The organism is Agromyces soli, assembly GCF_022811605.1.
In the GTDB taxonomy this organism is placed as follows: Bacteria; Actinomycetota; Actinomycetes; order Actinomycetales; family Microbacteriaceae; genus Agromyces; species Agromyces soli.
The window spans coordinates 2,333,066-2,357,501 of sequence record NZ_CP094533.1; the positions used below are offsets into that span (position 1 = coordinate 2,333,066).

General features: G+C 73.0%; 28 protein-coding genes. 14 read left to right on the forward strand and 14 right to left on the reverse strand.

Annotated elements, in window-relative coordinates; genetic code table 11:
- Positions 1-34 precede the first annotated feature (34 nt).
- The 4 genes from ychF (at position 35) to MTP13_RS11215 (ending at position 3,140) form a co-directional block, all read left to right on the forward strand.
- Positions 35-1,108 carry a redox-regulated ATPase YchF gene (ychF, locus tag MTP13_RS11200; RefSeq protein ID WP_243567839.1) on the forward strand — a complete coding sequence of 358 codons (1,074 nt, stop codon included), beginning with the start codon at positions 35-37 and terminating at the stop codon, positions 1,106-1,108.
- A 25-nt stretch (positions 1,109-1,133) separates the two neighbouring features.
- Positions 1,134-1,850, forward strand: a complete 717-nt coding sequence (locus MTP13_RS11205; RefSeq protein ID WP_243567840.1) for an AraC family transcriptional regulator — start codon at positions 1,134-1,136, stop codon at positions 1,848-1,850.
- A 35-nt stretch (positions 1,851-1,885) separates the two neighbouring features.
- Positions 1,886-2,422, forward strand: a complete 537-nt coding sequence (locus MTP13_RS11210) for a VOC family protein (RefSeq protein WP_243567841.1) — start codon at positions 1,886-1,888, stop codon at positions 2,420-2,422.
- Positions 2,423-2,522: 100 nt separating this feature from the next.
- Positions 2,523-3,140: a pentapeptide repeat-containing protein gene (locus MTP13_RS11215; protein WP_243567842.1), complete on the forward strand. Its 618-nt coding sequence runs from the start codon at positions 2,523-2,525 to the stop codon at positions 3,138-3,140.
- Between the two features lie 25 nt (positions 3,141-3,165).
- Here MTP13_RS11215 and MTP13_RS11220 read toward each other — a convergent pair whose 3' ends face one another.
- On the reverse strand, positions 3,166-3,708 hold the full coding sequence (locus MTP13_RS11220) for a dihydrofolate reductase family protein (protein ID WP_243567843.1): 543 nt from the start codon (positions 3,706-3,708) through the stop codon (positions 3,166-3,168).
- A gap of 102 nt (positions 3,709-3,810) precedes the next feature.
- Here MTP13_RS11220 and MTP13_RS11225 point away from each other — a divergent pair, with 102 nt between their 5' ends.
- Entirely contained in the window at positions 3,811-4,434 is a 624-nt protein-coding gene (locus MTP13_RS11225; protein ID WP_243567844.1) for a TetR/AcrR family transcriptional regulator, read from the forward strand.
- 29 nt (positions 4,435-4,463) lie between these two features.
- Here the strand turns inward: MTP13_RS11225 and MTP13_RS11230 are convergent, their stop codons facing one another.
- The 3 genes from MTP13_RS11230 to MTP13_RS11240 form a co-directional block, all read right to left on the reverse strand.
- The gene (locus tag MTP13_RS11230; RefSeq protein WP_243567845.1) at positions 4,464-5,453 is read right to left on the reverse strand and encodes a cation efflux transmembrane domain-containing protein; all 990 of its coding nucleotides are present in this window, start codon (positions 5,451-5,453) and stop codon (positions 4,464-4,466) included.
- A complete protein-coding gene (locus MTP13_RS11235; protein WP_243567846.1) occupies positions 5,450-5,962 on the reverse strand; it encodes a transglycosylase SLT domain-containing protein in 513 nt (170 codons plus the stop codon). The genes MTP13_RS11230 and MTP13_RS11235 overlap by 4 nt, the downstream gene beginning before the upstream one ends.
- Positions 5,963-6,038: 76 nt before the next feature.
- Positions 6,039-6,647: a CGNR zinc finger domain-containing protein gene (locus MTP13_RS11240; protein WP_243567847.1), complete on the reverse strand. Its 609-nt coding sequence runs from the start codon at positions 6,645-6,647 to the stop codon at positions 6,039-6,041.
- A gap of 66 nt (positions 6,648-6,713) precedes the next feature.
- On the opposite strand from MTP13_RS11240, the gene MTP13_RS11245 reads away from it, so the two are divergent.
- Positions 6,714-7,946, forward strand: a complete 1,233-nt coding sequence (locus tag MTP13_RS11245; RefSeq protein ID WP_243567848.1) for an MFS transporter — start codon at positions 6,714-6,716, stop codon at positions 7,944-7,946.
- Positions 7,947-7,964: 18 nt separating this feature from the next.
- Here MTP13_RS11245 and MTP13_RS11250 read toward each other — a convergent pair whose 3' ends face one another.
- Positions 7,965-8,540, reverse strand: a complete 576-nt coding sequence (locus tag MTP13_RS11250) for a 1-acyl-sn-glycerol-3-phosphate acyltransferase (protein ID WP_243567849.1) — start codon at positions 8,538-8,540, stop codon at positions 7,965-7,967.
- 63 nt (positions 8,541-8,603) lie between these two features.
- A complete protein-coding gene (locus MTP13_RS11255) occupies positions 8,604-9,107 on the reverse strand; it encodes a hypothetical protein (protein WP_243567850.1) in 504 nt (167 codons plus the stop codon).
- A gap of 106 nt (positions 9,108-9,213) precedes the next feature.
- On the opposite strand from MTP13_RS11255, the gene MTP13_RS11260 reads away from it, so the two are divergent.
- The 4 genes from MTP13_RS11260 (at position 9,214) to MTP13_RS11275 (ending at position 12,921) form a co-directional block, all read left to right on the forward strand.
- Entirely contained in the window at positions 9,214-9,786 is a 573-nt protein-coding gene (locus tag MTP13_RS11260) for an RNA polymerase sigma factor (RefSeq protein ID WP_243567851.1), read from the forward strand.
- A gap of 87 nt (positions 9,787-9,873) precedes the next feature.
- Positions 9,874-11,181, forward strand: a complete 1,308-nt coding sequence (locus MTP13_RS11265) for a hypothetical protein (RefSeq protein WP_243567852.1) — start codon at positions 9,874-9,876, stop codon at positions 11,179-11,181.
- 57 nt (positions 11,182-11,238) lie between these two features.
- Positions 11,239-12,078, forward strand: coding sequence for a DNA-formamidopyrimidine glycosylase family protein (locus MTP13_RS11270; RefSeq protein ID WP_243567853.1), 840 nt, complete (start codon positions 11,239-11,241; stop codon positions 12,076-12,078).
- Positions 12,079-12,132: 54 nt separating this feature from the next.
- Positions 12,133-12,921 (forward strand): GNAT family N-acetyltransferase, encoded by a 789-nt coding sequence (locus MTP13_RS11275; RefSeq protein WP_243567854.1) that lies wholly within the window; start codon positions 12,133-12,135, stop codon positions 12,919-12,921.
- Between the two features lie 8 nt (positions 12,922-12,929).
- On the opposite strand, the gene MTP13_RS11280 is transcribed toward MTP13_RS11275, so the two are convergent.
- A complete protein-coding gene (locus MTP13_RS11280) occupies positions 12,930-13,145 on the reverse strand; it encodes a hypothetical protein (protein WP_243567855.1) in 216 nt (71 codons plus the stop codon).
- 97 nt (positions 13,146-13,242) lie between these two features.
- On the opposite strand from MTP13_RS11280, the gene MTP13_RS11285 reads away from it, so the two are divergent.
- Both MTP13_RS11285 and MTP13_RS11290 read left to right on the forward strand, forming a co-directional pair.
- Positions 13,243-14,103 carry an Fpg/Nei family DNA glycosylase gene (locus tag MTP13_RS11285; RefSeq protein ID WP_243567856.1) on the forward strand — a complete coding sequence of 287 codons (861 nt, stop codon included), beginning with the start codon at positions 13,243-13,245 and terminating at the stop codon, positions 14,101-14,103.
- Positions 14,104-14,158: 55 nt separating this feature from the next.
- Positions 14,159-14,734: a GNAT family N-acetyltransferase gene (locus MTP13_RS11290; RefSeq protein ID WP_243567857.1), complete on the forward strand. Its 576-nt coding sequence runs from the start codon at positions 14,159-14,161 to the stop codon at positions 14,732-14,734.
- Position 14,735: 1 nt separating this feature from the next.
- Here MTP13_RS11290 and MTP13_RS11295 read toward each other — a convergent pair whose 3' ends face one another.
- Positions 14,736-15,332, reverse strand: coding sequence for a TOPRIM nucleotidyl transferase/hydrolase domain-containing protein (locus tag MTP13_RS11295; protein WP_243567858.1), 597 nt, complete (start codon positions 15,330-15,332; stop codon positions 14,736-14,738).
- A gap of 104 nt (positions 15,333-15,436) precedes the next feature.
- Between MTP13_RS11295 and MTP13_RS11300 the strand changes: the two genes are divergently transcribed.
- The gene (locus MTP13_RS11300; protein WP_243567859.1) at positions 15,437-16,252 is read left to right on the forward strand and encodes a putative protein N(5)-glutamine methyltransferase; all 816 of its coding nucleotides are present in this window, start codon (positions 15,437-15,439) and stop codon (positions 16,250-16,252) included.
- Between the two features lie 10 nt (positions 16,253-16,262).
- Here the strand turns inward: MTP13_RS11300 and MTP13_RS11305 are convergent, their stop codons facing one another.
- Positions 16,263-16,931, reverse strand: a complete 669-nt coding sequence (locus tag MTP13_RS11305; protein WP_243567860.1) for a phosphoribosyltransferase — start codon at positions 16,929-16,931, stop codon at positions 16,263-16,265.
- Between the two features lie 122 nt (positions 16,932-17,053).
- Here MTP13_RS11305 and MTP13_RS11310 point away from each other — a divergent pair, with 122 nt between their 5' ends.
- On the forward strand, positions 17,054-18,814 hold the full coding sequence (locus tag MTP13_RS11310; protein ID WP_243567861.1) for a VWA domain-containing protein: 1,761 nt from the start codon (positions 17,054-17,056) through the stop codon (positions 18,812-18,814).
- 65 nt (positions 18,815-18,879) lie between these two features.
- On the opposite strand, the gene MTP13_RS11315 is transcribed toward MTP13_RS11310, so the two are convergent.
- The 5 genes from MTP13_RS11315 to nadB form a co-directional block, all read right to left on the reverse strand.
- Positions 18,880-20,481, reverse strand: coding sequence for a DHA2 family efflux MFS transporter permease subunit (locus tag MTP13_RS11315; protein WP_424221774.1), 1,602 nt, complete (start codon positions 20,479-20,481; stop codon positions 18,880-18,882).
- A 131-nt stretch (positions 20,482-20,612) separates the two neighbouring features.
- Complete coding sequence (locus MTP13_RS11320) at positions 20,613-20,750, reverse strand: hypothetical protein (RefSeq protein ID WP_189084548.1); 138 nt, start codon at positions 20,748-20,750, stop codon at positions 20,613-20,615.
- 73 nt (positions 20,751-20,823) lie between these two features.
- Positions 20,824-21,978: a cysteine desulfurase family protein gene (locus tag MTP13_RS11325; RefSeq protein ID WP_243567862.1), complete on the reverse strand. Its 1,155-nt coding sequence runs from the start codon at positions 21,976-21,978 to the stop codon at positions 20,824-20,826.
- On the reverse strand, positions 21,975-22,847 hold the full coding sequence (gene nadC / locus MTP13_RS11330; RefSeq protein ID WP_243567863.1) for a carboxylating nicotinate-nucleotide diphosphorylase: 873 nt from the start codon (positions 22,845-22,847) through the stop codon (positions 21,975-21,977). Before nadC ends, MTP13_RS11325 begins: the two co-directional genes overlap by 4 nt.
- Complete coding sequence (gene nadB, locus MTP13_RS11335) at positions 22,847-24,436, reverse strand: L-aspartate oxidase (protein WP_243567864.1); 1,590 nt, start codon at positions 24,434-24,436, stop codon at positions 22,847-22,849. Before nadB ends, nadC begins: the two co-directional genes overlap by 1 nt.

The window sequence follows — 24,436 nt, forward strand, 5'->3', positions numbered from 1 at the left end:
GCGGAACGGCGCGGCACCGGTACGATAGAGCCCCGTGGCTCTCACTATCGGCATCGTCGGCCTGCCCAACGTCGGCAAGTCCACCCTCTTCAACGCCCTCACCAAGAACCAGGTGCTCGCGGCGAACTACCCGTTCGCGACGATCGAGCCGAACGTGGGCGTCGTGAACCTGCCCGACCCGAGGCTCGAGACGCTCGCGGGCATCTTCGGCTCGGAGCGCATCCTGCCCGCCGCGGTGTCCTTCGTCGACATCGCCGGCATCGTGCGCGGGGCGAGCGAGGGCGAGGGCCTCGGCAACAAGTTCCTCGCCAACATCCGCGAGGCCGACGCGATCGCGCAGGTCGTCCGGGGCTTCACCGACGGCGACGTCGTCCACGTCGACGGCAAGGTCGACCCCAAGTCCGACATGGAGACGATCAACACCGAGCTGATCCTCGCCGACCTCGAGACCCTCGAGCGGGCCATCACCCGCTACGAGAAGGAGGTCAAGGGCAAGAAGCTCGACCCCTCCGTGCTCGCGACGGCCAAGGACGCCCAGGAGGCCCTGCAGGCCGGCACCCCGCTCTCGGCGACGAAGATCGACCTCGAGCCCGTCAAGGAGCTCGGGCTGCTCACCGCGAAGCCCTTCATCTACGTCTTCAACGTCGACGAGGGCGTGCTGACGGATGCCGCGCGCAAGGCCGAGCTGGCCGCGCTCGTGGCGCCGGCGGAGGCGGTCTTCCTCGACGCGAAGATCGAGTCCGAGCTCATCGACCTCGACCCCGAGGACGCGGCGGAGCTGCTCGCCTCGACCGGCCAGGAGGAGTCGGGCCTCGATCAGCTCGCCCGGGTCGGCTTCGACACGCTCGGTCTGCAGACCTACCTCACCGCGGGCCCCAAGGAGTCGCGGGCGTGGACCATCCACAAGGGCTGGAAGGCGCCGCAGGCGGCCGGCGTCATCCACACCGACTTCGAGCGGGGCTTCATCAAGGCCGAGGTCATCTCCTTCGCCGACCTCGTCGACGCCGGTTCGGTCGCCGAGGCCCGCTCGCGCGGCAAGGCGCGCATGGAGGGCAAGGACTACGTCATGCAGGACGGCGACGTCGTGGAGTTCCGCTTCAACGTGTGAAACCGCTGCGCCTCAGGGGTGTGTCGTGAGGGAGCGCATGTACGAGGAGCACCATCCCGAATCGCCGGTGGTCGAGTGCGTGTGGCAGGCGCGCGCGACGAAGGACGAGCGCTACCTGGTGGAGGCGGTCGAGTACTGGGACCTGTGGTTCGCGCGCGAGCAGGATGGATCGCTGCTCGCGGGGCTCTCGGGCCCGTCGCTCGGGCACCGCTGGATCCGCTCGACGGTCGGTGAGCAGAGCTGGGGCGTGCAGTTGAAGGCGCACGTCGTCCTGCCCGGGGTGAGCAAGCAGCTGCTGCTCGGCGGGGAGCAGCAGCTCGTCGTCGAGGAGCGCCGGGTCGTCATCGCGCAGCACGCCGTGCCGTTCCCGGAATTCGGGGACCTCGAGGCCTTCACCGATCGGCTGCTCGAGCTCGACGTGCTGCGCGGCGACGACGAGGTCCGGCGGATGCTCTCCGGCGATGATGCGGGCTACTCGGAGCGGCACCGGCAACGCCGCGTGCGGGCTGCGACGGGGCTCACGCGCAAGCAGATCGCACAGCTGGCCCGGGCGCGGGAGGCGTACGCCCTGCTGCTCCAGGGCGTGCCGCCGGTCGAATGCGCTGCCCGGTGCGGCTTCGCGGATCAGGCCCATCTCACCCGCTCGCTGCGGGTGTTCCACGGCCGGACCCCGGCGCAGGTGCTCTCCGGACAAGGATGGCGGAATCCTTCAATACCTCGACCCGGCGGAATGATGCACTGAGGACATCGCATCCACCACCAGGACAGGAGCACACGATGTCTGCACCCGCCGCCCCCGAGGGCTACGCCACCGTCAACCCCTTCATCATCACGACGGACGCCGACGAGCTGACCCGGTTCGTGATCGAGGTCTTCGGCGGCGAGGAGCGCGCCGAGGCCCGCACCGTCGACGAGGACGGGCTGCTGCTGCAGGCCGAGGTCCGCGTCGGCACGACCACCGTCATGCTCGCCGAGCGCAAGCCGGACTGGCCGTTCACTCCGAGCCTGCTCCAGGTCTACGTCGACGACCTCGACGCGGTGCTGGAGCGCGCGCTCGAGCGCGGCGCGCGCCTCGTCACGAAACCGACCGACTTCTTCGGCACGCAGTTCGCCCGTGTGCAGGATGCGAGTGCGAACCTGTGGTGGATCTGGCAGCACGGCGATGCGGTCTGGGACGCGCAGGACGGTGAGGGCGAGTGGGGCGCCGAGGGCGTCGACGAGGGATGGGGCGAGGTCTCGCCCGAGCTCGCCTACCTCCACGACACGCTGCTCGAGGCCATGACCGCGCTGAGAGATCCGAAGGACGCCCGCTGACCGGCGCGCGCCGGCGTTCGCGCATCACCGCAGGCACGGACTACGTCATGCAGGCAGGCGAGTCGTGGAGTTCCGCTTCAACGTCTGATCAACTGAGGAGATGCAGTCGACGAGGCGCCAGTTGCGCGAGCGGTGGACGCCCGAGCTCACGAGCGAGTTCGAGCGGGAGCTCGTCCTCGCCGCGCAGCGGCCCGGGTCCGCGTTTCCGGCGTCCCCGTTCGGAACGACCGCCGCGGGTCGCGTCGACGTGCGCGGCGCGCGGCTGACGACGCCGATCCGCCACCTCCGGGCATCCGGCGTCGACCTGTCGGATGTCGTCTTCGCCGACGGCGCGTCGGTGACCGAGTCGGAGCTCGAGGACTGCGTCCTCGACCGGATCGACATGCGGGGCGCGTTCGTCAGGCGACGCTTCGTGGGCTGCAGCTTCGTCGGGGCCAGACTCGCCGGTGCGCGCCTCGGCGGGGTGTTCGAGGACTGCGACTTCTCCGGCGCCACCCTGTCGCGCTCGGTCGCGTCGGGCGCGCGGTTCGAACGGTGCACCTTCACCGGCGCGAGCCTGCGGGACGTGATGTGGACGACGCGCTGCGTCTTCGACCACTGCGAGTTCGACGGCGTCGCCGCCTTCACCGGGTCCGTCGCCGGCAGCGTGTTCGTCGGCCCGACGCGGCCCGATCTCAGCGGGTGCATCGTCGACCACGTGCAGTACCAGCACGGGTGACGGGTCGCCGATCTGCGGCGAGCCCCTACCGCAGCACCCGATACCGCAGGTGCGTCTCGCTCGCGTAGGCGGAGGTCTCGAGCCGCTCGAGCTCGATCCGCCGCCCCAGCCCGGCGAACAGGGAGATGCCCTCGCCGAGGAGCACCGGTGCCACGTCGAGGTGGAGCTCGTCGACGAGTCCGAGCCGGAGGCACTGCCGCGAGATGCTGCCGCCGAGCAGGCTGACCCAGCGGTCGCCGGCGGATGCCGAGGCCAGCGCGACCGCTTCGGCGATGTCGTCCACGACGAAGGTGTAGGTGGTGCCGTCGCGCTCGATCGGTTCGTGGGGGTGGTGGGTCATCAGGTAGACCGGCACCTTCAGCATGCCGCCGTAGGGGAGCTCGTCGTCTTCGATGGTCTGCGAACGGTTCGCGCCGCCCACGACCGCGCCGATCCGAGCCATCACCGCTTCGACGACGGCGTCGTCCTCGGGGGCGGAGGGCCGGCCGAACATCCAGTCGACGCCGCCGTCCGGGTCGGCCAGGAAGCCGTCGAGGGTGATGGTGGCGTGGACGATCACGGTGGCCATGTGCGCTCCTTCGCGATAGAGGTGAGTCGATTGACTCGCCACTGCAACCTACTGCGATGCGAAGAGGTGAGTCAAGGCACTCGTCTCTGCGATACTGGCTGGATGGCACGCGGAACCTCGTCCTACCATCGCGAGCTGGCGACGTCGAAGCGCGTGTCCGTGCTGGCCGCCGCGACCGAGCTCTTCCTGGAGGACGGCTACGATCGCACCTCGCTCGCGCGAATCGCCGAGCGAGCGGGCGTCTCCAAGGCCACGCTCTTCAAGCAGTTCCCGACGAAGGCGGCGCTGTTCGAGGCGACCGTGCTCGCCGCCGGCGGCACGGCCGTGCCGGAGCCCGTCGACGTGCCGCTCGCGGACTTCGCCGCCGGCCTGGTGGTGCTCGGCCGCGCCTACGCCGAGCTCGTGACCCGGCCCGAGATGACCGCGCTCATGCGCACCGTGATCGCCGAGTCGCCCCGGTTCCCCGAGCTGCGCGACCGCACCTTCGACTTCGGCACCCTGCCGGTGCTCGCGGCGCTGGGGCGCTACCTCCGGGATGCGCACGCGGCCGGGGTCGCCGAGATCGACGATCCCGACACGGCATCCGCCCAGTTCCTCGGCATGATCGCGTCGTCGGTCTTCTGGCCCCGGCTCGTGCACGGCACCTGGTCGATCACCAGCGAGGAGCAGGAGCAGGTCATCGAGGCCGCTGCCCGAACGATCGCCGCCCGCTACGGCGCCCCCTGAGCGATCGACCGCGATCAGCTCGCGCGAGCTCAGCCGCCCAGGGCGCGGTCGGCCTCGCTCGGCAGCTCCTCGACCGGCACCACCACGACGTCCTGCACCTTCCAGTCGAGCCGGGTGATGCCTTCGGAGGCCGCGGAGAGCGCTTCCGTGCGCACCTTGGCCCGGCGTGGCACGACGAACGCCTCGACGTGGAAGACCTGCCCCTCGTCGCGCAGCCGCACGCCGGCGTCAACCACCCAGGGCAGGCTTCGCAGGTAGCCGGTGATCGCGCCCGCGAGCGGGTGCGGCTTCTTGTCGTCGTAGCTGCGCGCACGCTGGTCCATGAGGTCGATGACCGCACCTTTGGTGTTGCGCACGCCGTCCCAGACGATGCCGATCGAGATGAAGAGCGCGGCGGCGCCGTCGAGCCACCAGATGCCGAGCCCGATGCCCAGCACGCCGACGATGGATGCCGCGTTCGTCTGCCAGTCGGCTTTCGCCATGTCGGCGTCGGCGTAGAGCAGCTTGTTGTGCAGCACTGGCGCGAGCTTCGCCTTCGCCGGTCCGTAGATGAACACGGGACCGACGACGACGATCACCATCACGGCGATCATGAGCCAGCCGAGCCAGATCGTCTGGCCGAACAGCTGAACGGTGCCGATCGTGGGATGCTCGGCCGCGATCAGACCGGTCGCGGCCTCGACGGCGAGGTTGAGCCCCACGGCGAGCAGTGCGATGCCGGCGACGAGGTGGCCCACGGCCATCGCCCGGTGCAGGCCGTAGGGATGCTTCACGCTCGGCCGTCGCCGCACGAAAATCACGGCGGTGAGGAAGGCGAGCTGGGGGAGGAGCGAGAGCATGTCCTCGATCCAGGCGGTGCGCATCGCCTGCGATCCGCCGACGACGAAGGCGACGACGGTGATGGTGATCGAGGTGTACACGATCGTGAACAGCTCCCAGCGGATCGCCTTCTTGAGCGCGATCCGCTGCTTCTCGGGGAGGTCGGTGCGGCCGAACTGCGCACTGCCCGGCCGGGTCATCCGCCGACCTCCTCGTCGAGGGAGCGCTCGAGAGCCGAGAGGAACGCGTTCTCGCCCATCGGCACGAGCAGCACGAGGCTGCGTCCGTCGGCGTGCTCAATGTTTCGGTACCCGCGCGTGAGGCCGGCCCGTTCGATCCACGGGGTCTGGTCGGTGAAGCCGCCGATCACCAGGTCGAGCTCGCCGTCCTCCAGCGCGGTGACGAGCGTCTCCTCGCTGCCGACACGCCAGGTCACCCGTGCGTCGACGGTGTCGGCGAAGCCGCGCACGAGCTCGGGGAGCGGTCCCTCGGGGCTCGGCCCCTCGGTCTCGACGAGTCCTGGCTCCTCGACGGCGCCGACGCGGAGTTCACCGCCGCTGACCCGGTCGAGCGTGCCGTCCGGGTCGCTCGGGACCTGCACGCCGCACGCGGCCAGCCAGAGGGCGGCGAGGCAGGCGAGCATGCCCAGCAGGAGCCGTCTCGCCGCACGACCGCCGGCTGACCGCACACCCTCCACGGAGCTTCGCACCCGCCCATCATCGCCGAGCGGCGGGGTTGGCCGCAGCAGCTTGACGAGCCGGTGCGCGATCTGCCATGGGCGGGAATCAGCGCTGCGACGCCGCCTCGCGCCGGACTCGTTCGGCGTGCGCCCGGACGCGGTTGCGATTGCCGCAATCGGTGGAGCTGCACCAGCGGCGGTTGTGCTGCCGGGAGGTGTCGAGGAACACCCAGCCGCAGTGCCGGTCCTCGCAGCGGTGGAAGCCCGAGAGCGCGGGGGAGGCGAACAGCCGGGCGAACTCGAGAGCGAGCAGGTGCCGCGGTGTGCCGAGCGCCAGCGTGCGCGGGTGCCAGGCCCAGGTGCCGTCCGCGCTGCGCTCGAGGCGGCTCGCCGCGTGCGCCAGTGGCAGCTCCCGCTCGAGCGCGGCGGGCGAGCTCGCATCGCCGGTGAGGGCGGCGTAGCTGTCGTCGCGGAGGGCGAGGATGCCGGTGTGTTCGGCCGCCGCGGCCGAGGGATCGGCGTCGGCGAGCTCGGCGAGGCGCTCGGACGCAGCCGGAGTGAGCAGTTCGACGCGCTCGAGCCAGGCGACCACGTGCGCGTAGCTGCGCAGGCGCTCGCCGCGGCGCTCGGGGTCGAGCCGCCAGTCCACGGTGTTGCAGAAGTCGAGCGCGACGTCGCCGCCGAGTCGGGAGACGGCGAGCTCCGGCATCTCCATCGCGCACTCCTCTCGCTCTCTGCTACGTTCTGGCTAACGATCATAACGAGGATAGGGAGTTAGTGGATGCCGAAGCGCTCCGGCTTCGCCGCCCTCTGGGCCTCGCAGGCGACGTCCAACACCGCCGACGGCATCCTCGCTGCGGCCGCGCCCCTGCTCGTGGCGTCGCTCACCAGGGACCCCGTGATCGTGGCGGGGATGACGGTCGTGCAGTTCCTGCCCTGGCTCGTGTTCACGCTGCCCGCCGGTGCACTCACCGACCGGATGGACCGGCGCGCGCTCCTCGTCGCGGGCAACCTGCTCCGAGCCCTCGGCTTCGCCCTGCTCGCCACCTCGGTCGCGGTCGGCTGGCAGAGCGTGTGGCTCCTCTACGCCGCCGTCTTCGTGGCCGGCACCGCGGAGACGATCGTCGACAACGCCGCGCTGACCGTGCCGCCGCGGCTCGTGCCGCGGGCGCAGCTCGAACGCGCGAACGGACGCCTCTTCGCGACCCAGTCGGTCGTGAACACCTTCGTCGGGCCGCCGATCGGATCGTTCCTCATGGCGGTGGCGGCGACGCTCGCGTTCTTCACGAGCGCCGGCCTCTTCGCCGTCGCGGCGGCGGCCGCGCTGCTGCTTCCGCAGCTCCGGCCGTCGGCCCACGACGCCGCCACCGCGACGGACGGTCCGCCGCCCAAGGCGAGCTCCGTGGCCGTCGACATCGCGGCCGGGTGGGGGCACTTCTGGCGGCATCGCCTGCTGCGCCGGGTCGCACTCATCTCGGCATCCTTCAACTTCTTCGGCACCGCCACCGGCGCGATCCTCGTGCTGCTCGCGACCGGGCCCCTCGGCGTGCCGGAGGCCTGGTACGGGCTGTTCATCGCGGTCCCCGCGGCGGGCGCCATCCTCGGCTCGCTCGTCGCGGAGCGCGTCATCCCGCGGATCGGCGGCGGGCCCGTGATGTGGGCCGCTGCGCTCGTACCGGCGGCGAGTTTCGCGGTGCTCGGCCTGAGCACGAATCTCGTGCTCGTGCTGGTCGGAATGTTCCTCGCAGCCGTCGCGACCGCGTGCAACCAGATCGTCGTCTCGACGCTGCGCCAAGCCGCGGTGCCGGACGCACTGCTCGGACGGGTGACCGCCGCGTACCGGCTGATCGTGCTCGGCGCGGTCCCGTTCGGCGGCCTCGCAGGCGGGCTGCTCGCAGGCGCGTTCGGACTGCAGCCGACGTTCGTGATCGCGGCGGTCGGGCTCGCGCTCGCCGCGGTGCTGCTCATGCCCGGGGTCACGAGCGAGGCGCTGCGCCGGGCCGAGCTCGGCTGAGCGCCGGCCCGAGGAACCTCAGCGCAGCGCGAGCTCTTCGCGCAGGCGCGGCTCCACCCGCAGCTCGGGTCGGAGCCCCGCCTTGTCGGCGTAGAACGCGCGGATCCGGTCCATGTCGGCGCCGAGGTCGTCGCCGAGCGCGAACGTCGGACCGAGGCCCGTCGTCATCGTGGTGCGGTCGACGAAGCCGAGGGTCACCGGCATCCCCGTCGCCTTGGCGATGCGGGCGAAGCCGGACTTCCAGTACTCGTGCGGCCCGCGGGTGCCGTCGGGCGTCACGACGAGCCCGAACACCTTGCCGGCCCGCACCTCGGCGACGACCTCGTCCACGACGCGGGCGGGATCCGCGCGGTCCACCGGGATGCCGCCGAGGCGGCGCATGATCGGGCCGCGCCAGCCGGCGAACAGGCTCTTCTTGCCGAGCCAGCGCACGTCGATACCGAGCCGCCAGGCGATCGCGAGCATGAGCACGAAGTCCCAATTCGAGGTGTGCGGAGCGCCGATCAGCACGGTCGGCTGCGCGGGCGCGGGCGACCCGCTGAGCGTCCACCGGCTGCAGGCCCAGTAGACACGGGAGGCGAGTCGTCGAAGCATCCATCAACGGTACGCGGGCCGGTATGCCCGCCCGCGCATACGGTCCGTTGCGCCGGCCCCGCGCTACGTCTCGGGGGAGTCGGCGAGCTCCGGGAAGAGCGCGCGAACGAGTGGATGCCGCGGACCGCCCGGCTCGGCCAGCTCGGTGAGCAGCGCCTCGAAGTCGTCGGCGACGACGCTCGTCTCTTCGAACTCCGGCCCGCCGCCGTGCACGATCCGGCCGTCCGAGCGGATGGCGAGGTATTCGTAGTCGCCGCCCACCGCGAGGAGCACGGGAAGATGCCCGGCCCAGAATGCGGCGACGGCGGCGGTCTGCTCGGCCTCGACGGCGGCGTCGAGGCTGAGCTTCTCGAACTCGTTCCAGGCGAACGCGGAGTCGGCCGTGCCGCGGTAGTCCTCGACCGAGAGGAACCAGACCGTGTCGTCGGCGTTGGCGAGCCGGCTGAACGCGACGGTCCAGGCGCCGAAGGCGGCGGGGAAGCCGAGGAGCGAGCGGGGGACCGGGCGCTGTTCGTCGAGCGGCGGCTCGAAGCCCCATCCGGCTCGGCGCAGGGCCGCGATCGTCATGGCGGAATCCATCGTGTTCGACGATAGCCGTGGTGTCGGCCCCCGTCATCCGCCGCGAATCGGCGATCGCGTGCAAGACTCTCGCCGGACGCGACACAAACAGGGCGTGAAGCGCGCGAGCACCGACGAGATCGCCCCGGACGAGGGGAAGCCGATGCCCGAGGACCCGAGCGGTCGTCCCGAGCCGGGCGACGAGCACGGCTGGTTCGAGGCCGTCGTGCGCGAGCACGCCGGGGCGCTCGTGCGCTACTTCGCCCGCCGCGGTCCCCGCCAGGATGCTGAGGACCTCGCAGCCGAGGTCTTCGCGACCGCGTGGCGCCGCCGCGCCGACGTGCCGCGCGAGGCAGTGCTGCCGTGGCTGTACCGCACCGCGGGGTTCACCCTCGCGAACCACCGCCGCAAGCTCGTGGACCTGCCGGTCGAGACCGTGCCGGAGCGAGGCGCGAGCGCGGTCTCCGAGGATCCGGAGCTGAGCGCGCTCTTCGACGCCGAACTCCGCGGCGCGCTCGAGAGCGTCGGCGAGCGGGATCGGCGCATCCTGCTGCTCCATGCGTGGGAAGGCCTCGACGGCGAGGAGCTCGCCGCGGTCCTCGGCATCAGTCGCTCGGGCGCGGATGCCGCGCTGTCACGCGCCCGCAAGCGGCTCCGCGAAGCCTGGGGCGAACGCCTCGCCTTCTGACGGGCGCCCCGAACGCTGCAAGGTCGGGTGCGCCGACGACATATCCCTGGTGACGGCGGCTCCGGCCCCGCGAGGAGAGGCGAGGACATGAACGACGACACGCACGACCCGCACGACGAGCAGGACCCGATGGCGCGCCTGCGCGCGGCCGACCCGGCCACCGGCGTCGAGCCGCGAGCGGGCTTCGCCGAGCAGACGATCGCGAAGGCGACGGCCGGAACGGCCGTCCCGGTCGCCGACCTCGGCAGCGAGCGGGCCAAGCGACGGCCGCGCTGGCTGCCGATCGCCGCGGTCGCCGCGTCGATGCTGGTGCTCGGCGGCGGGGCCGGGTACGCGGTCGCCGCGCTCGGCGGGAGCGACGGCACGACGCTCGCGGGTGCGCCCCCGATCTCACTGTCGAACGGCCAGAGCGGCACCCAGAACGGCGCCCAGGGGCAGGCCGGGGCGGGCCAGCCGGAGATGGCGCAGGACAAGGCGATGGCCGGCTCGAGCGCGTACGACTCGATGCCGTGGGGGTGGGGGCGCAATCACTTCACCTCCTCGGGGCTCTCGACCGAGGCGGGCAGCGCCGCCGGCTACGCGTTCGACCCCGGGGCCGCCGCGAACGCCGAGACGATCGGCGCGCTCGCCGCGGCGCTCGGCGTCGAGGGCGAGCCGGTGCTGCAGGACGGCAGCTGGATCGTCGGCCCGCAGGACGGCTCCGCGCCGTCGCTCTGGGTGACCCTCGACGGGGCGCTCAGCTTCTGGTACAACGATCCGTCCATCTCGCCGTGGAACTGTCCGGCTGACGGCGGCGAGTGCACCCCCACCGGCGCGCTGCCGAGCGAACAGGCCGCGATCGACGCGCTCCGCTCGATCCTGGCGGCGACCGGTCACGACACGGACGCCTTCGCCTACGACTCGGAGACCTGGGAAGGGGCGGTCACCCGCACCGCGAACGCCTGGCCCATCGTCGACGGGCAGCGCATCGATCAGGGGTGGTCGATCGAGCTCGCCGAGCAGGGGACCGTGTCGGTCTCCGGTGCGCTCGCTCCGATCATCGGCCTCGGCGAGTACCCGATCGTGAGCGCGGACGAGGCGTTCGGGCGCTTGTCCGACCCGCGGTTCGGCGCCCAGCGCTCGGGCGACGTGATCGCGCTCCGAACCGACGACACCACCGGCGGCGAGACCTGGGTGCCGCCGACCGCGCCGCCGGCGACGCCGGGCGAGGGGGCGGCCGTGTCGTGGCCGGTCGCCAATGTGCACATCGTCGAGGCGCGGCTCGGGCTCGCCAGCCAGTGGCAGAGCGACGGCAGCGTGCTGATCGTCCCCGCCTACGAGTTCACCGACGCGGACGGCGGCACCTGGTCGGTGATCGCGGTCGCCGAGGACTCGCTCGACTTCGGAACGGAGTGACCAGGCGGGGCCACCTGCTCGCGTGACGCCGTCGGCGGGACGTGAGAGGGTGGCCCCATGCCGGAGTCGCCAGAGGTGCAGGCGCTCGTCGAGGAGCTCGGCGAGCGCACCGTCGGCCGCGTCGTCCGCGAGTTCGACGTGCTCGAGTTCCGGGTCGTGAAGACCCGCCCGAGACCCCCGGCGGACCTCGTCGGCGCGCGGGTGGCCGCGGTCGCCCGCCGAGGCAAGCACGTCGACCTCGGCTTCGACGACGACCGCCATCTCGTCATCTCGCTCGGACGGCACGGCTGGGCGCGCTGGGGCGGGGCGGATGCCGCGAGCGGCGCGCCACCGGTGCTGATCACGATTCGCTTCGACCAGGGGCCGGCGCTCGAGCTCACCGACGCCGGCGGCTGGGTCTCGCTCGGCGTCTCCGTGGTGGACGATCCGGCGGAGGTCTCCGCCATCGCGAAGCTCGGGCCCGACCCGGCCGATCCCGCCTACTCGCGCAGCGACTTCGACCGGGCGTTCGCCGGGCGGCGCAAGCAGACGAAGGCCGTACTGCAGGAGCAGGAGTCGATCGCGGGCATCGGCAACGCCTACTCCGACGAGATCCTGTTCCGTGCACGCCGCTCGCCCGTCGCGCACGCCTCGACGCTGTCCGGCGAGGCGCTCGAGGGTCTGTACGAGGCGACGGTGGGCGAGATCACCGAGGCCATCGCGGCGCGCCGCGGCATCCCGATCGGCGAGCTCAAGGCGGCGAAGGTCGCGGCGATGCGCGTGCACGGGCGCACCGGCGAGCCCTGTCCCGGGTGCGGCGGCACCATCCGCGACTTCGCGTTCGCGAGCACCGTGGGCCAGTACTGCCCGAGCTGCCAGACGGGCGGCGAGCTGCTGCCCGAGCCGGTGGGGCGCTGAGCGCGAACGCCGGCCGGGTTGCGCCGGTGGCGCTGGATCCCGGAGCATGGCCGGATGGATGATCGCGCTGCACTGCTTCTCGCCTACGACGACGAGCTGCGCACGGACGCGGAGGTCCGCGAGGCGGAGGCCGTGGAGCGGTTCGGCCCGCTCCTCGTCGCCCGCTTCGCCGGTGGCCGGGGCTTCGTGAGCTATCGGGACCTCGGCGACGCGACGGCCGAGCGCGTGGGCGAGCTGGTCACCGAGGTCGCTCGACGCTTCGCCGACGACGAGCGGATCGTCGAGGCGGAATGGAAGACCCGCGGTCACGACGCGGCGCCCGGGCTCCACGAGGCGCTCCTCGGGCACGGCTTCGTGCCGGAGGAGCCCGAGTCGATCATGGTCGGCGAGGCGTCGAGCCTCGCCGTCGACGTCGAGCTGCCGCCCGGGGTGGTCGTCCGTCGCGTCGTCGAGGAGCACGAGGTGCGGGCCGCGAGCGCGATGCAGGACGAGGTGTTCGGTGCGCCCGTCTCCGAGGTCCGGGCCGACGAGCTCCTCCGAAAACTCGCCCGCGGCGACGGCGTCGAGGAGTGGGTGGCCGAGGTCGACGGTCGATTCATCAGCGCCGGCCGGATCGAGCCGGTGCCCGGCACGCGCTTCGCCGGCATCTGGGGCGGTGCGACCCGCGAGGAGTGGCGGGGGAGGGGCGTCTACCGCGCGCTCACCTCGGCACGGGCGCGCTCGGCGCTCGCGCAGGGCAAGACGCTCATCAACAGCGACTCGACGGAGTTCTCGCGGCCCATCCTCGAACGCTCGGGCCTCGTGAAGGTCTCGACCACCACGCCCTACGTCTGGCAGCGCTGAGGCGCTGCTCAGGCCGCGTGCGACAAGGGCGAGACGAGCACGCGGACGGCCGCTTCGGGTGCGGCCGTGAAGCGGCCCTCGGCGCCGTCGGCGGTCGTGTACTCGACGCGGATGCCCCGCCCGATTCGTCGGACGCGGGTGATCTCGTAGTGGCGGCCCGTGGTGTTCACGAGCGTGTCGCCGACCCGCAGTTCGCGGGTCTGCCGGAGCTCGATCTCGTTCATATTGAGAGTGTCTCAGCACCCACCGACATTCGGCCCGGCGTCCGGCCGCCGGGCCGAGGCGCTTCCGGATGTCGGCGGCGAGTGGCAGCATCGAGGCATGCCGGAGCTTCCCGAGGTGCAGGCGCTGACGGCGTTCCTCGACGAACGCACGGTCGGTCACGCCTTCGCGTCACTGCGTATCGCCGCCATCTCCGCGTTGAAGACGTTCGATCCGCCGTTGTCGGCCCTCGAGGGGCGCACCATCGAGCGGGTGACGAGGCACGGCAAGTTCGTCGACCTCGACACGGGCGAGGTGCACCTCGTCTTCCACCTGGCGCGCGCCGGCTGGCTGCGCTGGTACGACGAGCTGCCGGCGACCCCCGTGAAGCCGGGAAAGTCCCCGCTCGCGCTGCGGGTGCGGCTCGACGACGGCTCCGGCTTCGACCTCACCGAGGCCGGCACCAAGAAGTCGCTCGCGGTCTCCGTCGTCCGCGATCCGACCGAGGTGCCCGGCATCGCGAGGCTCGGCCCCGACCCGACGGCCGACGACTTCACCCTCGCCGACTTCGCCGCCGTGCTCGACGGGCGACGCACGCAGATCAAGGGACTGCTGCGCGATCAGTCCGTCTTCGCCGGCATCGGCAACGCCTACTCCGACGAGATCCTGCACGCCGCCCGCATGTCGCCCTACGCGCTCGCGGCCAAGCTCACGCCCGAGCAGGTCGAGCAGCTCTACACCGCGATGCGCGAGACGCTCGCCGAGGCGGTGGCCGAGGCGTCCGGCAAACCGCCGGCCGAACTGAAAGACGCGAAGCGACGCGCCCTCCGCGTGCACGGCCGCACTGGACAGAGCTGCCCGGTGTGCGGCTCCACCATCCGTCAGGTGATCTTCGCCGACTCCACGTTCCAGTACTGCCCCGGCTGCCAGACCGGTGGCAAGGTGCTCGCCGACCGGGTGCTGTCCCGGCTCGTCAAGTAGCCGCGACGGCCCGCGCGGCTGCAGTCCGTGCCTGTCGCTGCCAGACTGGGAGGCGATGACGACTGCGAACGTGTCCTGGCCCCGTCGCGCGGGCCGCCTCGAACTGCGGGTGCCGACCCCTGATCTCCTCGACCGGGTCCTGGAGTGGCGCAACCGTCCGGAGGTCACCCGTTGGTTGCTGCGCACCACCGTCGAGCCCGAGGCGTTCCGTACCGCGTGGCTCGACGGCGTCGCCGATCCGAACGATCACTCCGCGATCGCCCTGCTCGACGGCGAGGTCGTCGGCACCGGGTCGCTCTCGCTGAGCGATGCGATGGGGCAGAGTCACGTGCCCGACGGTCCGTGGCGCGGCGCCGAGGCGGACCTCGGCTACCTCATCGACCCGGCGCACGCCGGCGCCGGTCACGCGACCGAGATCGCCGCTGCACTGTTGAGCCTCGCCTTCGACGAACTCGACGTGCACCGCGTCACCGCGGGCTGCTTCGCCGACAACATCGGCTCCTGGCGAGTGATGGAGAAGCTCGGCATGCGGCGCGAACAGCACGGCGTGCGCGACTCCTGGCACGCCGAGCTCGGCTGGATCGACGGCTTCACCTACGCCATGCTCGCCGAGGAGTGGCGGGCGCGCTGAGTCAGCCGAGCTCGAGCTCGAGGCGGTCGAGCAGCCGGCGGAGCGGCACGGGCGTGGTCGAGGCATCCAGGCGCTCGGCGAGCTGCGCCGCGAGGGCGCGCTTGCGTCCTGCACCGCTGCCGGCGAAGCGGTGCAGCTGATCGGCTCTGGCGCGGTCCCGCCATTCCGGTTGACGCTGGAACGTCGCGAATCTGCCGGCGTCGCCGATCTCCCGCAGGGCGTCCTCGACGGCATCGGTGCCGAGGGCCCGGATGAGCTCATCCTCGAGGTCGCGCACGCAGACGAAGAAGCCGCGCGCGGCGAGGCCGTCGCGGTCGAGCGCTGCACCGTCGTCGGCGATCGCCGCCGCGACGAACCGCTCCTCGGGGGCGTCGGCGAGCCCCAGCACGGTGGTGCGCGGTCGATCCGCGCGGAGCTCGGCGACGACGCGGCGGATGTTCGTGACGCCCTGCATCGAGACGAGCGCGGCTCCGCTCGCCCCGCCGTCGAAGCGGATGCCCCGCGCGGCCGCGAGTCGTTCGACGACGACGGCGTCGCTGTCGCCCTCCACCAGCACGACCGCCCGAGGCGTGGTGCGGCCGAAGTCGAAGGCGTGCATGATGCGCCCAGCCTGGCAGCGACGGCGGCCGTTCACCAGCCCCGACCTCCGACCCGTTGCCCGAAGTGCATGAACGTCGGGCAACTCGGGAGGAGGATGGGGGCGTGACGAGCTCGCCCGCCCTCCCGCCTCCCGCGGCGCTCGCCGCGCGGCTGCGCGCCGCCGGCTGCGTGTACGCCGAGGAGGAGGCCGCGCTGCTCCTCGAGGCGACGTCGACGGCGGCGTCGCACTCCGCGACGGCCGAACTCGAGCGGCTCGTCGTCCGTCGCGAGGCGGGGGAGCCGCTCGAGCAGCTGCTCGGCTGGGCCGAGTTCGACGGTCTCCGGCTGCAGCTCGAGCCGGGCGTCTTCGTGCCGCGCGCGCGTACGCTGCTCGTCGCCCGGGAAGCCGTGCGGCTCGCCCGCCGCTCGGCCGCGCCCGCCACCATGCTCGATCTCTGCTGCGGCGTCGGGGCGATCGGCGCGCTGCTGCAACGGGAGCTGCCCGAGGTCGTGCTCGTCGCCGTGGATCTCGACGAGGCCGCCGTCACGGCCGCGCGCCGCAACCTCGAACCCGGCGGCGCCGTCGTGCGCCGGGGCGACCTCTTCGACGCGGTCCCCGTCGAGTTCCGGGGCGGCTTCGACGTCATCGCGGTGAACGCGCCATACGTGCCGACCGCCGAGATCGCCCACATGCCGCCCGAGGCGCGCGAACACGAACACCGGCTCGCCCTCGACGGCGGCGACGACGGGCTCGCCCTGCACCGCCGCATCGCGGCCGAGGCGGGCCGCTGGCTGAGGCCCGGCGGTACCGTCGTCATCGAGTGCGCCGAGCGCCAGTCCGAGACCTCGGCGGCGCTGTTCGCGGGCGCCGGATTCTCGAGCGATGTGCTGGCCGACGAGACCATCGACGCGACGGCGGTGCGCGCCCGACTGAGCTGAACCCGGGCGTTCAGTGGCGAGGCCTCGGCCGCAGCAGCGCGTCGACGTCCTCGTCCGGCGTCTGAGTGAAATCGAGGTACCAGCTTCCGACCGCCTCGAACCCCACGGGGGCGGACAGCACGACCACCTCGTCGAAGCCGTCGAGCTCGCTGAGCGCCTGCGGGGACGCGACCGGAGCGGCGAGCACCGCGCGCGCGGCACCGAGCGCCCGGAGCACACGTCCTGCCGCGGCGACGGTCGCGCCCGTCGCGATCCCGTCGTCGACGAGCACGACGGTCGCGTCGTGGATCGCGCCGGCCGAGGCATCCGTGCGCCACCTGGCCGCGCGACGTTCGACCGCCGCCGACTCGCGGGCGACGACCGCGGCGAGCTCCGCCTCGTCGACCCGCGCCGCCTCGATGACGTCGTCGTTCCGCACCACGACCGCATGCGCGCCCGCCCCCGCGCCCGCCTGCCCGACCGCGCCCATGGCGAGCTCGGGCCGCCCGGGCACGCCGAGCTTGCGCACGACGACGGCCTCGAGCGGCGCCGCGAGACGAGCGGCCACCTCCGCCGCGACGGGCACGCCGCCTCGGGGGATCCCCACCACGACGAGCGGCTCCGGCCAGCTCGCTCGCCGGTGCTGCAGGGCGTCGCCGAGCAGGCGCCCGGCGTGGGCTCGATCGCGGAACGGTTCCATGACGTTCTCCGTCGTGCCATCCTCGCACGATCCCCTATGCTGTTCTCGTTCTCTTCCCCCTCGAACGGGGGAGCCCGTTCGAGGGGCGGCGGCGAAGCGGCCGACGCTCACCTGGAGTGCACGTGGGACGACACAGCGACCCGGTACCCGAACCGGGAACCCGATCGCGCCGTGAAGCGAGACGAGCCGAGCGCCGCAGCGCCGGCACGCCTCGTCGACGGCGCGCCCTGATCGCCGGCGGCGTCGCCGTGGTGCTCGTCGCCACCGGTGGGGCGCTCTGGGCGGGCGGCGTCATCGCGCCGCCCGCGTCGCCCGCCGCCGCCGAGGGGTGCCCGGAACCGCGCGCGATCGTCGTCGTCGCGGATCCGTCCATCGCGGACGCCGCGCGCCAGACCGCCGAGCGCCTCGGCGCCGACTCGGGCGCGTGCCTCGCCGCCGAGGTCGTCGCGCAGGACTCCGCCGACACCGCAGCCGCCCTCGCCGCCGGCAGCTTCACGGGCGACGCCTGGATCCCCGACTCGAGCGTCTGGGTCGCCAGGTTGGGGGCGCTCGCCCAGTCGTTCGGCCGGCAGGCCCCCGTGCTCGATTCGCAGGGCTCGGTCGCCGTCTCGCCGGTCGTGCTCGCGACGCCGAGCGCCGCGGTCGATGCCCTCCCGGTGGAGCCGAGCTGGGCGGCGGTGCGCGACCGCACGCTCACCGCGCTCCTCCCGGACCCGGAGGCCAGCGCCGCGAGCCTCGCCGCCCTCTCCGCGGTGCAGGCCGTGTCCGCCCCCGAGGAACCCCGCCAGCTCGCCGCGGCGATGCTCGCGCTGGGCCGGGTCATCCCCGCCTCGGCGGACGCGGCGATCTCGTCCGCGGCCGCCGGCTCGGTCGTCGTGATGAGCGAGTCCGAGGTGGCCCGCCACAACCGCGACCGTCCCGCGCAGCTGCTCATCGCGAAGTACCCGGCCGACGGCACCGTCGTCCTCGACTACCCCTTCGTCCGGGTGCCGGCGGCGGCGGGCTCCGGTTCGGCCGACGCCATCGCCGCCGCGCACGCGGACACCGCGACCGGCATCGCCGACTTCGAGGCCGCGCTCCGCGCCGAGTCCGCTCCGCTGCTGCACGCCGGGCTCCGCCGCCCGGACGGCTCCGGCACGATCACGACCTCGGGCGTCAGCGCGGAGCTGCCGTTCCCGGACACCGTGCTCGAGACCGCGCTCGCCGCGGACTCGCTCGGCACGGGCCAGCTGGAGCTGCTGCGGCAGTGGGGCGTCATGACGCTGCGCTCGCGCATGCTCGCCGTCATCGACGTCTCGGGGTCGATGGCCGACCCGGCCGGTGACGGCCTGCGTCGGATCGACCTGTTCCAACGAGCCGCCGGCGGCGCGCTCGCGCAGTTCTCCGGGGAGGTGCAGCTCGGCGTCTGGGTCTTCTCGACGGCGCGCGACGGCGAGCGGGACTGGGAGGAGCTCGCCCCCATCGCCCCGCTGGCCGACGAGGGGCACACGGCACACGTGATGGGCGTGGTCGCCTCCCTGCCGGACCGACTCGGCGGCGCGACGGGGCTCTACGACACGACCCTCGCCGCGGTCGATCGTGTGCGCGAGGGCTACGACCCGAAGAAGATGAACTCGGTGCTGCTCATCACCGACGGCCGCAACGAGGACGAGAACGGCCTGGGGCTCGACCAGCTGCTCACGCAGCTCGCCGAACGGCAGGACCCGGAGCGACCGGTACCGGTCATCATGGTCGGATTCGGGCCCGACACCGACCTCGAGGCCATGCAGCGCATCGCCGAGGTGACCGGCGGCGCCGCGTATTCGGCGACGAAGCCCGAAGACCTCGGCATCGTGCTGGTGGACGCGCTTTCGCAGCGGGCCTGTCGTCCCGACTGCGGCTGAGCGACACGACGTCGGCCTCGGCACCCGCGGGTGCCGAGGCCGACGTCGATCGTGTCGCTGTGTGCTCAGTGACCGATGGGTGCGCCCTCGCCCATGTCGGCGGGCTTGCGGACGAAGAAGGTGCCCACGACGGCCGCAACGGAGATGATCGCGCCCACCAGGAAGGCCGCGCGGATGCCGGCCGCCTCCGAGGTCTCGAGGGCCGCCCCCGTCGCCGCCACCGCCGCCGACTGCGCCGTCATCACCGTGATGAACAGGGCCGTGCCCGCCGCGCCCGCCACCTGCTGCACGGTACCGACGATCGCGGATCCGTGCGAGTAGAACCGCGGCTCGATCGAGCCGAGCGCCGAGGTGAACAGCGGCGTGAACATGAACGCGAGTGCCGCGGAGAGCACGACGTGCGCCACGAGCATCAGCCACCACGGCGTCTGTTCGCCCACCATCGTGAGCGACCAGAGCACGCCGCTGACGACGATGCTGCCGGGCACGAGCAGCGGGGTCGGTCCGACCCGGTCGTAGAGGCGTCCCACGGTCGGCCCGAGCAGGCCCATCACGAGGCCGCCGGGCAGGAGCAGCAGCCCGGTCGCGAGCGGCTCGAGGTGCAGCACGTTCTGCAGGTAGATCGGCAGCAGGATGATCGTGCCGAACAGCGCCGCCATCATGACGACCATGAGCGCGATCGACACCGCGAAGTTGCGCGAGTGGAAGGTGCGCAGGTCGAGCAGCGCCCGGTCGCGGCGCTGCAGCAGCAGCTGTCGCCAGATGAACGCCCCGAGGGCGATGACGCCGACGCCGAGCGCGACCCACAGCGGCACGGTGTCGCCGGGCGACTTGCCGGTGACGACGCCGCCGAGGATGCTCAGGCCGTAGACGATGCCGCCGAAACCGAAGGCCGACAGCACCACGGAGAACACGTCGAGCGGCAGCACGCGGGTCTCGCTGACGTTCTCGACCTTGCGGAAGCCGATCACGAGCATGACGAGGGCGATCGGCAGCACGAACCAGAACATGAACCGCCAGGAGAGGAAGTTCAGCACGAGGCCGGAGATGGTCGGCCCGATGGCGGGCGCGACCGACATCACGATCGACACGCGGCCCATGAAGCGGCCGCGGTCGCTCGGGGCGACGACCGTCATGAGGGTCGTCATGAGCAGCGGCATCATGATCGCCGTGCCGGTGGCCTGCACGATACGGCCGCCGAGGAGCACCTCGAAGCCGGGCGCCGTCGCGGCGATCAGCGTGCCCGCCGAGAACAGCGACATGGCCGTGATGAACATCGCCCGGGTCGGGAACCGCTGCAGCAGGAAGCCCGTGATCGGGATGACGACCGCCATCGTGAGCATGAACGCCGTCGTCAGCCACTGGGCCGCCGACAGCGAGATGTGCAGGTCGTCGACGAGGTGCGGGATCGCGACGCCCATGATCGTCTCGTTGAGGAAGACGACGAAGGTGGCGCCGAGCAGCAGCCAGATGACCTTGGTGTCGCGGGCGCCGTGCGCGGGCTGGCCGGCGCGGATGGCCGCGTCCTCCGCCGCGGCAGCGGTGGAGTCGGCGAGGGCCGCGTCGGCGGCGGCAGCGGTCGAGGCGGTGTCCGCCCGGCCGGCGGACGGGGCGGGCTGAACGGGGTCGAGGTCGGAAACGGCGCGTTCGGTCAAGGAGGTTCCCATCGAGGAGGACGGCGCGGACGAGCGCCTGAAAGTGGTGCGTCGGTGCAGAGTGCAACCCGCCCTGGATCAGGCGCTATTCCCAGATCGGCAGATCGATAGGAATGAATACGAAACGCGAGGATCGCGGCGGACTACGGGGCGGGCGCGGGCCCGTCGGTCGGGCTCGGCTCGGGGAGCCAGCCCTTCAGCAGCTGCTCTTCGGGAGCGAGCTCGTCTTCGATGCGGCGCTCGCGCTCGTCATCGGAGGGGGTGGGAGTTGCATCGCTCATGGTTCCAAGATAGCGCGGGCCGCCGACACCCGCATCGCTCGTGCGCGGGTCGGCGCCGGCCAGCGCCCCAAGCTCAGCCGCGGTGCCCGAGCCCGAGCCCGCGCACCGCGGCGACCGCCCGGCTCGCCGCGAGGACCGTCGTCTCGATCTCCGCCGCCGTCGTCGCGGCGCCGAGCGTGAAGCGCACCGCCGTGCCCGCGAGCTCGGCAGGCACGCCCATCGCCGTGAGCACGTGGGAGGGCTCCGTGCGGCCGACCGCGCAGGCGGAGCCGCTCGACGAGATCACGCCGTCGCGTTCGAGCTCGAGCAGGACGGCCTCGCCGCTCGCGCCGGGGAAGAGGAACGAGGCCGTCGAGGCGAGCCGCCGACTGGGATGGCCCGTCAGGCGCGACTCGGGGATCTCGGCGAGGACGCGGGCGACCAGCAGCCCGCCGAGCTCGTCCGTGCGGGCGCCGTGCTCCTCGCGCTCCCGTTCGGCGAGCTCGAGCGCCGTCGCGAAGGCCACGGCGCCGGCCACGTTCTCGGTGCCGGAGCGGCGGCCGCGCTCCTGCCCGCCGCCGTGCAGCACCGGCTCGAGGGGCACCCGGCCGCGTACGACGAGCGCCCCGACGCCCTTCGGCGCCCCGACCTTGTGCCCCGCGAGGCTCAGGGCGTCCACGCCGAGGGCGTCGAGCCCGAGCGGCAGCCGCCCGGCGGCCTGCACGGCGTCGCTGTGCACCACGGCCCCGCGTTCGCGGGCGAGCGCCGCGAGCTCGGCCAGCGGCTGCACGGTGCCGACCTCGTTGTTCGCGAGCTGGATCGAGACGAGCGTCGTGTCCGGTCGCAGCACCGCGGCGAGCGCCTCGGGATGCACGAGGCCCGAGGCATCCACCGGCACGACGTCGAGGGCGTAGCCGTGCACGCGCTCCAGGAACCGCGCCGACTCCAGCACCGCCTCGTGCTCGATCGCCGAGACGACGAGGTGCCGCCCGCGCGGCGCGGCGAGCGCCGGGCCCTTCAGCGCCAGGTTGTCGGCCTCGGTGCCGCCGCTCGTGAAGACGACCTCGCCGGGCCGCGCGCCCGTCGCCGCCGCCACGCGCTCGCGCGCCCACTCGAGCGCCGAGGCCGCCTGCTCACCGAGCCCGTGGCTGCTGGAGGGGTTCCCGAAGGCGCCCGTCAGGTACGGCCACATCGCCTCGAGCGCCTCGCGGCGGACCGGACCCGTGGCGGCATGGTCGAGATAGATCACGTGGCCGAACCGCCCTCCGCCTGCACGTCCAGGTCGAGCCCGAGGTCGAGGGAGCGGACCGAGTGGGTGAGGGCGCCGACCGAGATCACGTCGACCCCCGTCGCGGCGATCGCGGCGACCGTGTCGAGCGTCACCCCGCCCGAGGCCTCGACGATCGCGCGCCCCGCGATCCGCTCCACGCCGGCGACGAGCTCGTCGAGCGGGAAGTTGTCGAGCATGACCGTGTCGGCTCCGCCGTCGAGCACGGCGTCGAGCTGGTCGAGCCGGTCCACCTCGACCTCGAGGTGCACGGTGTGGCCGAGCCGCTCCCGCGCCCCGCGCAGCGCGGTGGCGAGGTCGAGTCCGCCGGACGTGAGGACCGCGAGGTGGTTGTCCTTCGCCATCACCGCGTCGGAGAGCGAGCGACGGTGGTTGCGGCCGCCGCCGTCGCGCACCGCGCGGCGTTCGAGGCTGCGCAGGCCGGGCGTGGTCTTCCGGGTGTCGACGATGCGGGCGCGCGTGCCGGCGACGGCAGCGACGTACTTCGCAGTCAGGGTGGCGATCCCGCTCATCCGCTGCACCAGGTTCAGGCCCACCCGCTCGGCGGTGAGCACCGCGCGCGCGGGTCCGCGCACGGTGGCGAGTGTCTGCCCGGCCTCGAAGGGCTCGCCGTCGTGCACGAGGAACTCGACGTCGATCGCCGGGTCGACGAGCCGGAACGCCGCCCGGAACGCATCGGAACCGCTGAGCACGCCGGCCTCCCGGGCGACGAGCGCGGCGTCGGCGACGGCGTCCGCGGGGATGAGGGTCTCCGAGGTGAGGTCCCCCCAGGGCGCGTCCTCGTCGAGCGCGGCGGAGACGAGGCGGTCGAGCTCTCGGTCGGTGGTCATCAGGCGGCCTCCTCGAACGGCGCGGACGGGATCTGGGCGGTGACGGAGTCGGTGCGGAAGTGCGCGCCGACGCTGGCCGTTCGGGCGAGCGCCGCGGCGACGGTGCGGCGGGCGAGCTCGAGCAGGTTGCGGTCCTCGGCGCTCGGCCGATCGCGCACCTCGGGCGCGCGCCAGCTCGCGAGGACGGATGCCGCCGCCTCGAGACCGGCCGCCGAGCGCTCGAGCCCGGCGGCGTCCCACATGAGCGCGCGGAGCGCCCCCCGGTCCATCGCTCGCCCCCCACCTCGACTTGCCCGACTTTCACGAAAGTCGGGCAAGTCGGGGGAGAGGTCTCGACTTGCCCGACTTTCACGAACGTCGGGCAAGTCGGGGGAGAGGTCTCGACTTGCCCGACTTTCGTGAAAGTCGGGCAACTCGGGGGCGGGGGTGGCGACGAGGGCGCGCGCGGCGCGCTCGGCGAACACGGCGGCCTCGAGCAGCGAGTTCGAGGCGAGCCGGTTGGCGCCATGCACGCCGGTGCGGGCGCACTCGCCGACGGCGAAGAGGTTCGGCAGCGTGGTGCGGGCGTCGAGGTCGACGACGATCCCGCCCATCGCGTAGTGCGCGGCGGGGGTCACCGGGATCGGATCGCGCGACCAGTCGAACCCGGCGTCGCGCACGATGCGGTCGAGCCCCGGGAATCGGCGGGCGAGCGCCTTCCCGCCGAGCGCCGTCGCGTCGAGCAGCACGGGCGCGCCGGCCTGCCCGGCCATCGTGCGCCACACGGCACGGGCGACGACATCGCGCGGGGCGAGCTCGGCCAGCGGATGCGCCTCGGCGAGGAACCGCCGCCCCGAGGCATCCCGCAGCACCGCGCCCTCGCCGCGCACCGCCTCGGAGATGAGCGGCGTTCCGGGCACCGCGAGCGCGGTCGGATGGAACTGCACGAACTCGAGGTCGGCGAGTTCTGCACCGGCACGGGCCGCGGCGGCGACCCCGTCGCCAGTCGCCACGCCGGGGTTCGTCGTGTGCAGATAGAGCTGCCCAGCCCCGCCGGTGGCGAGCACCACCCGGTCGGCTCGGCGTTCGACGATCGTTCCGTCCGCGCCGAGCAGCACGGCCCCGACGACCGCGCCGCCCTCCACGAGGAGATCGAGCAGCATCGTGCGCTCGTGCACCGCGACGGACCGCCGTCGCACGGTCGCGACCAGCGCCGCCTCGATCGCTGCGCCGGTCGCGTCACCGCCGGCGTGCACGATGCGCGCGCGGGAATGCGCCGCCTCGAGGCCGCGCTCCAGTCCCGACTCGTCGCGGTCGAAACCGACGCCGAAGCGGATCAGATCGCGCACCCGGGCCGGTCCCTCCTCGCAGAGCACGCGCACCACCTCGGGATCGGCGAGGCCGGCGCCCGCGGCGATCGTGTCGGCGTAGTGCCGCTCGGCCGAGTCGTCGGGGAACAGCGCGGCCGCGATGCCACCCTGCGCGTAGCGGGTGCTGCCCTCGGCCAGTTCGGTCTTCGTGACCAGTTCGACGGTGCAGCCGGCCTCGGCGGCGCGCACCGCGGTCCACAGGCCCGCGATCCCGCCGCCGACGACGAGCACGCTCGGCAC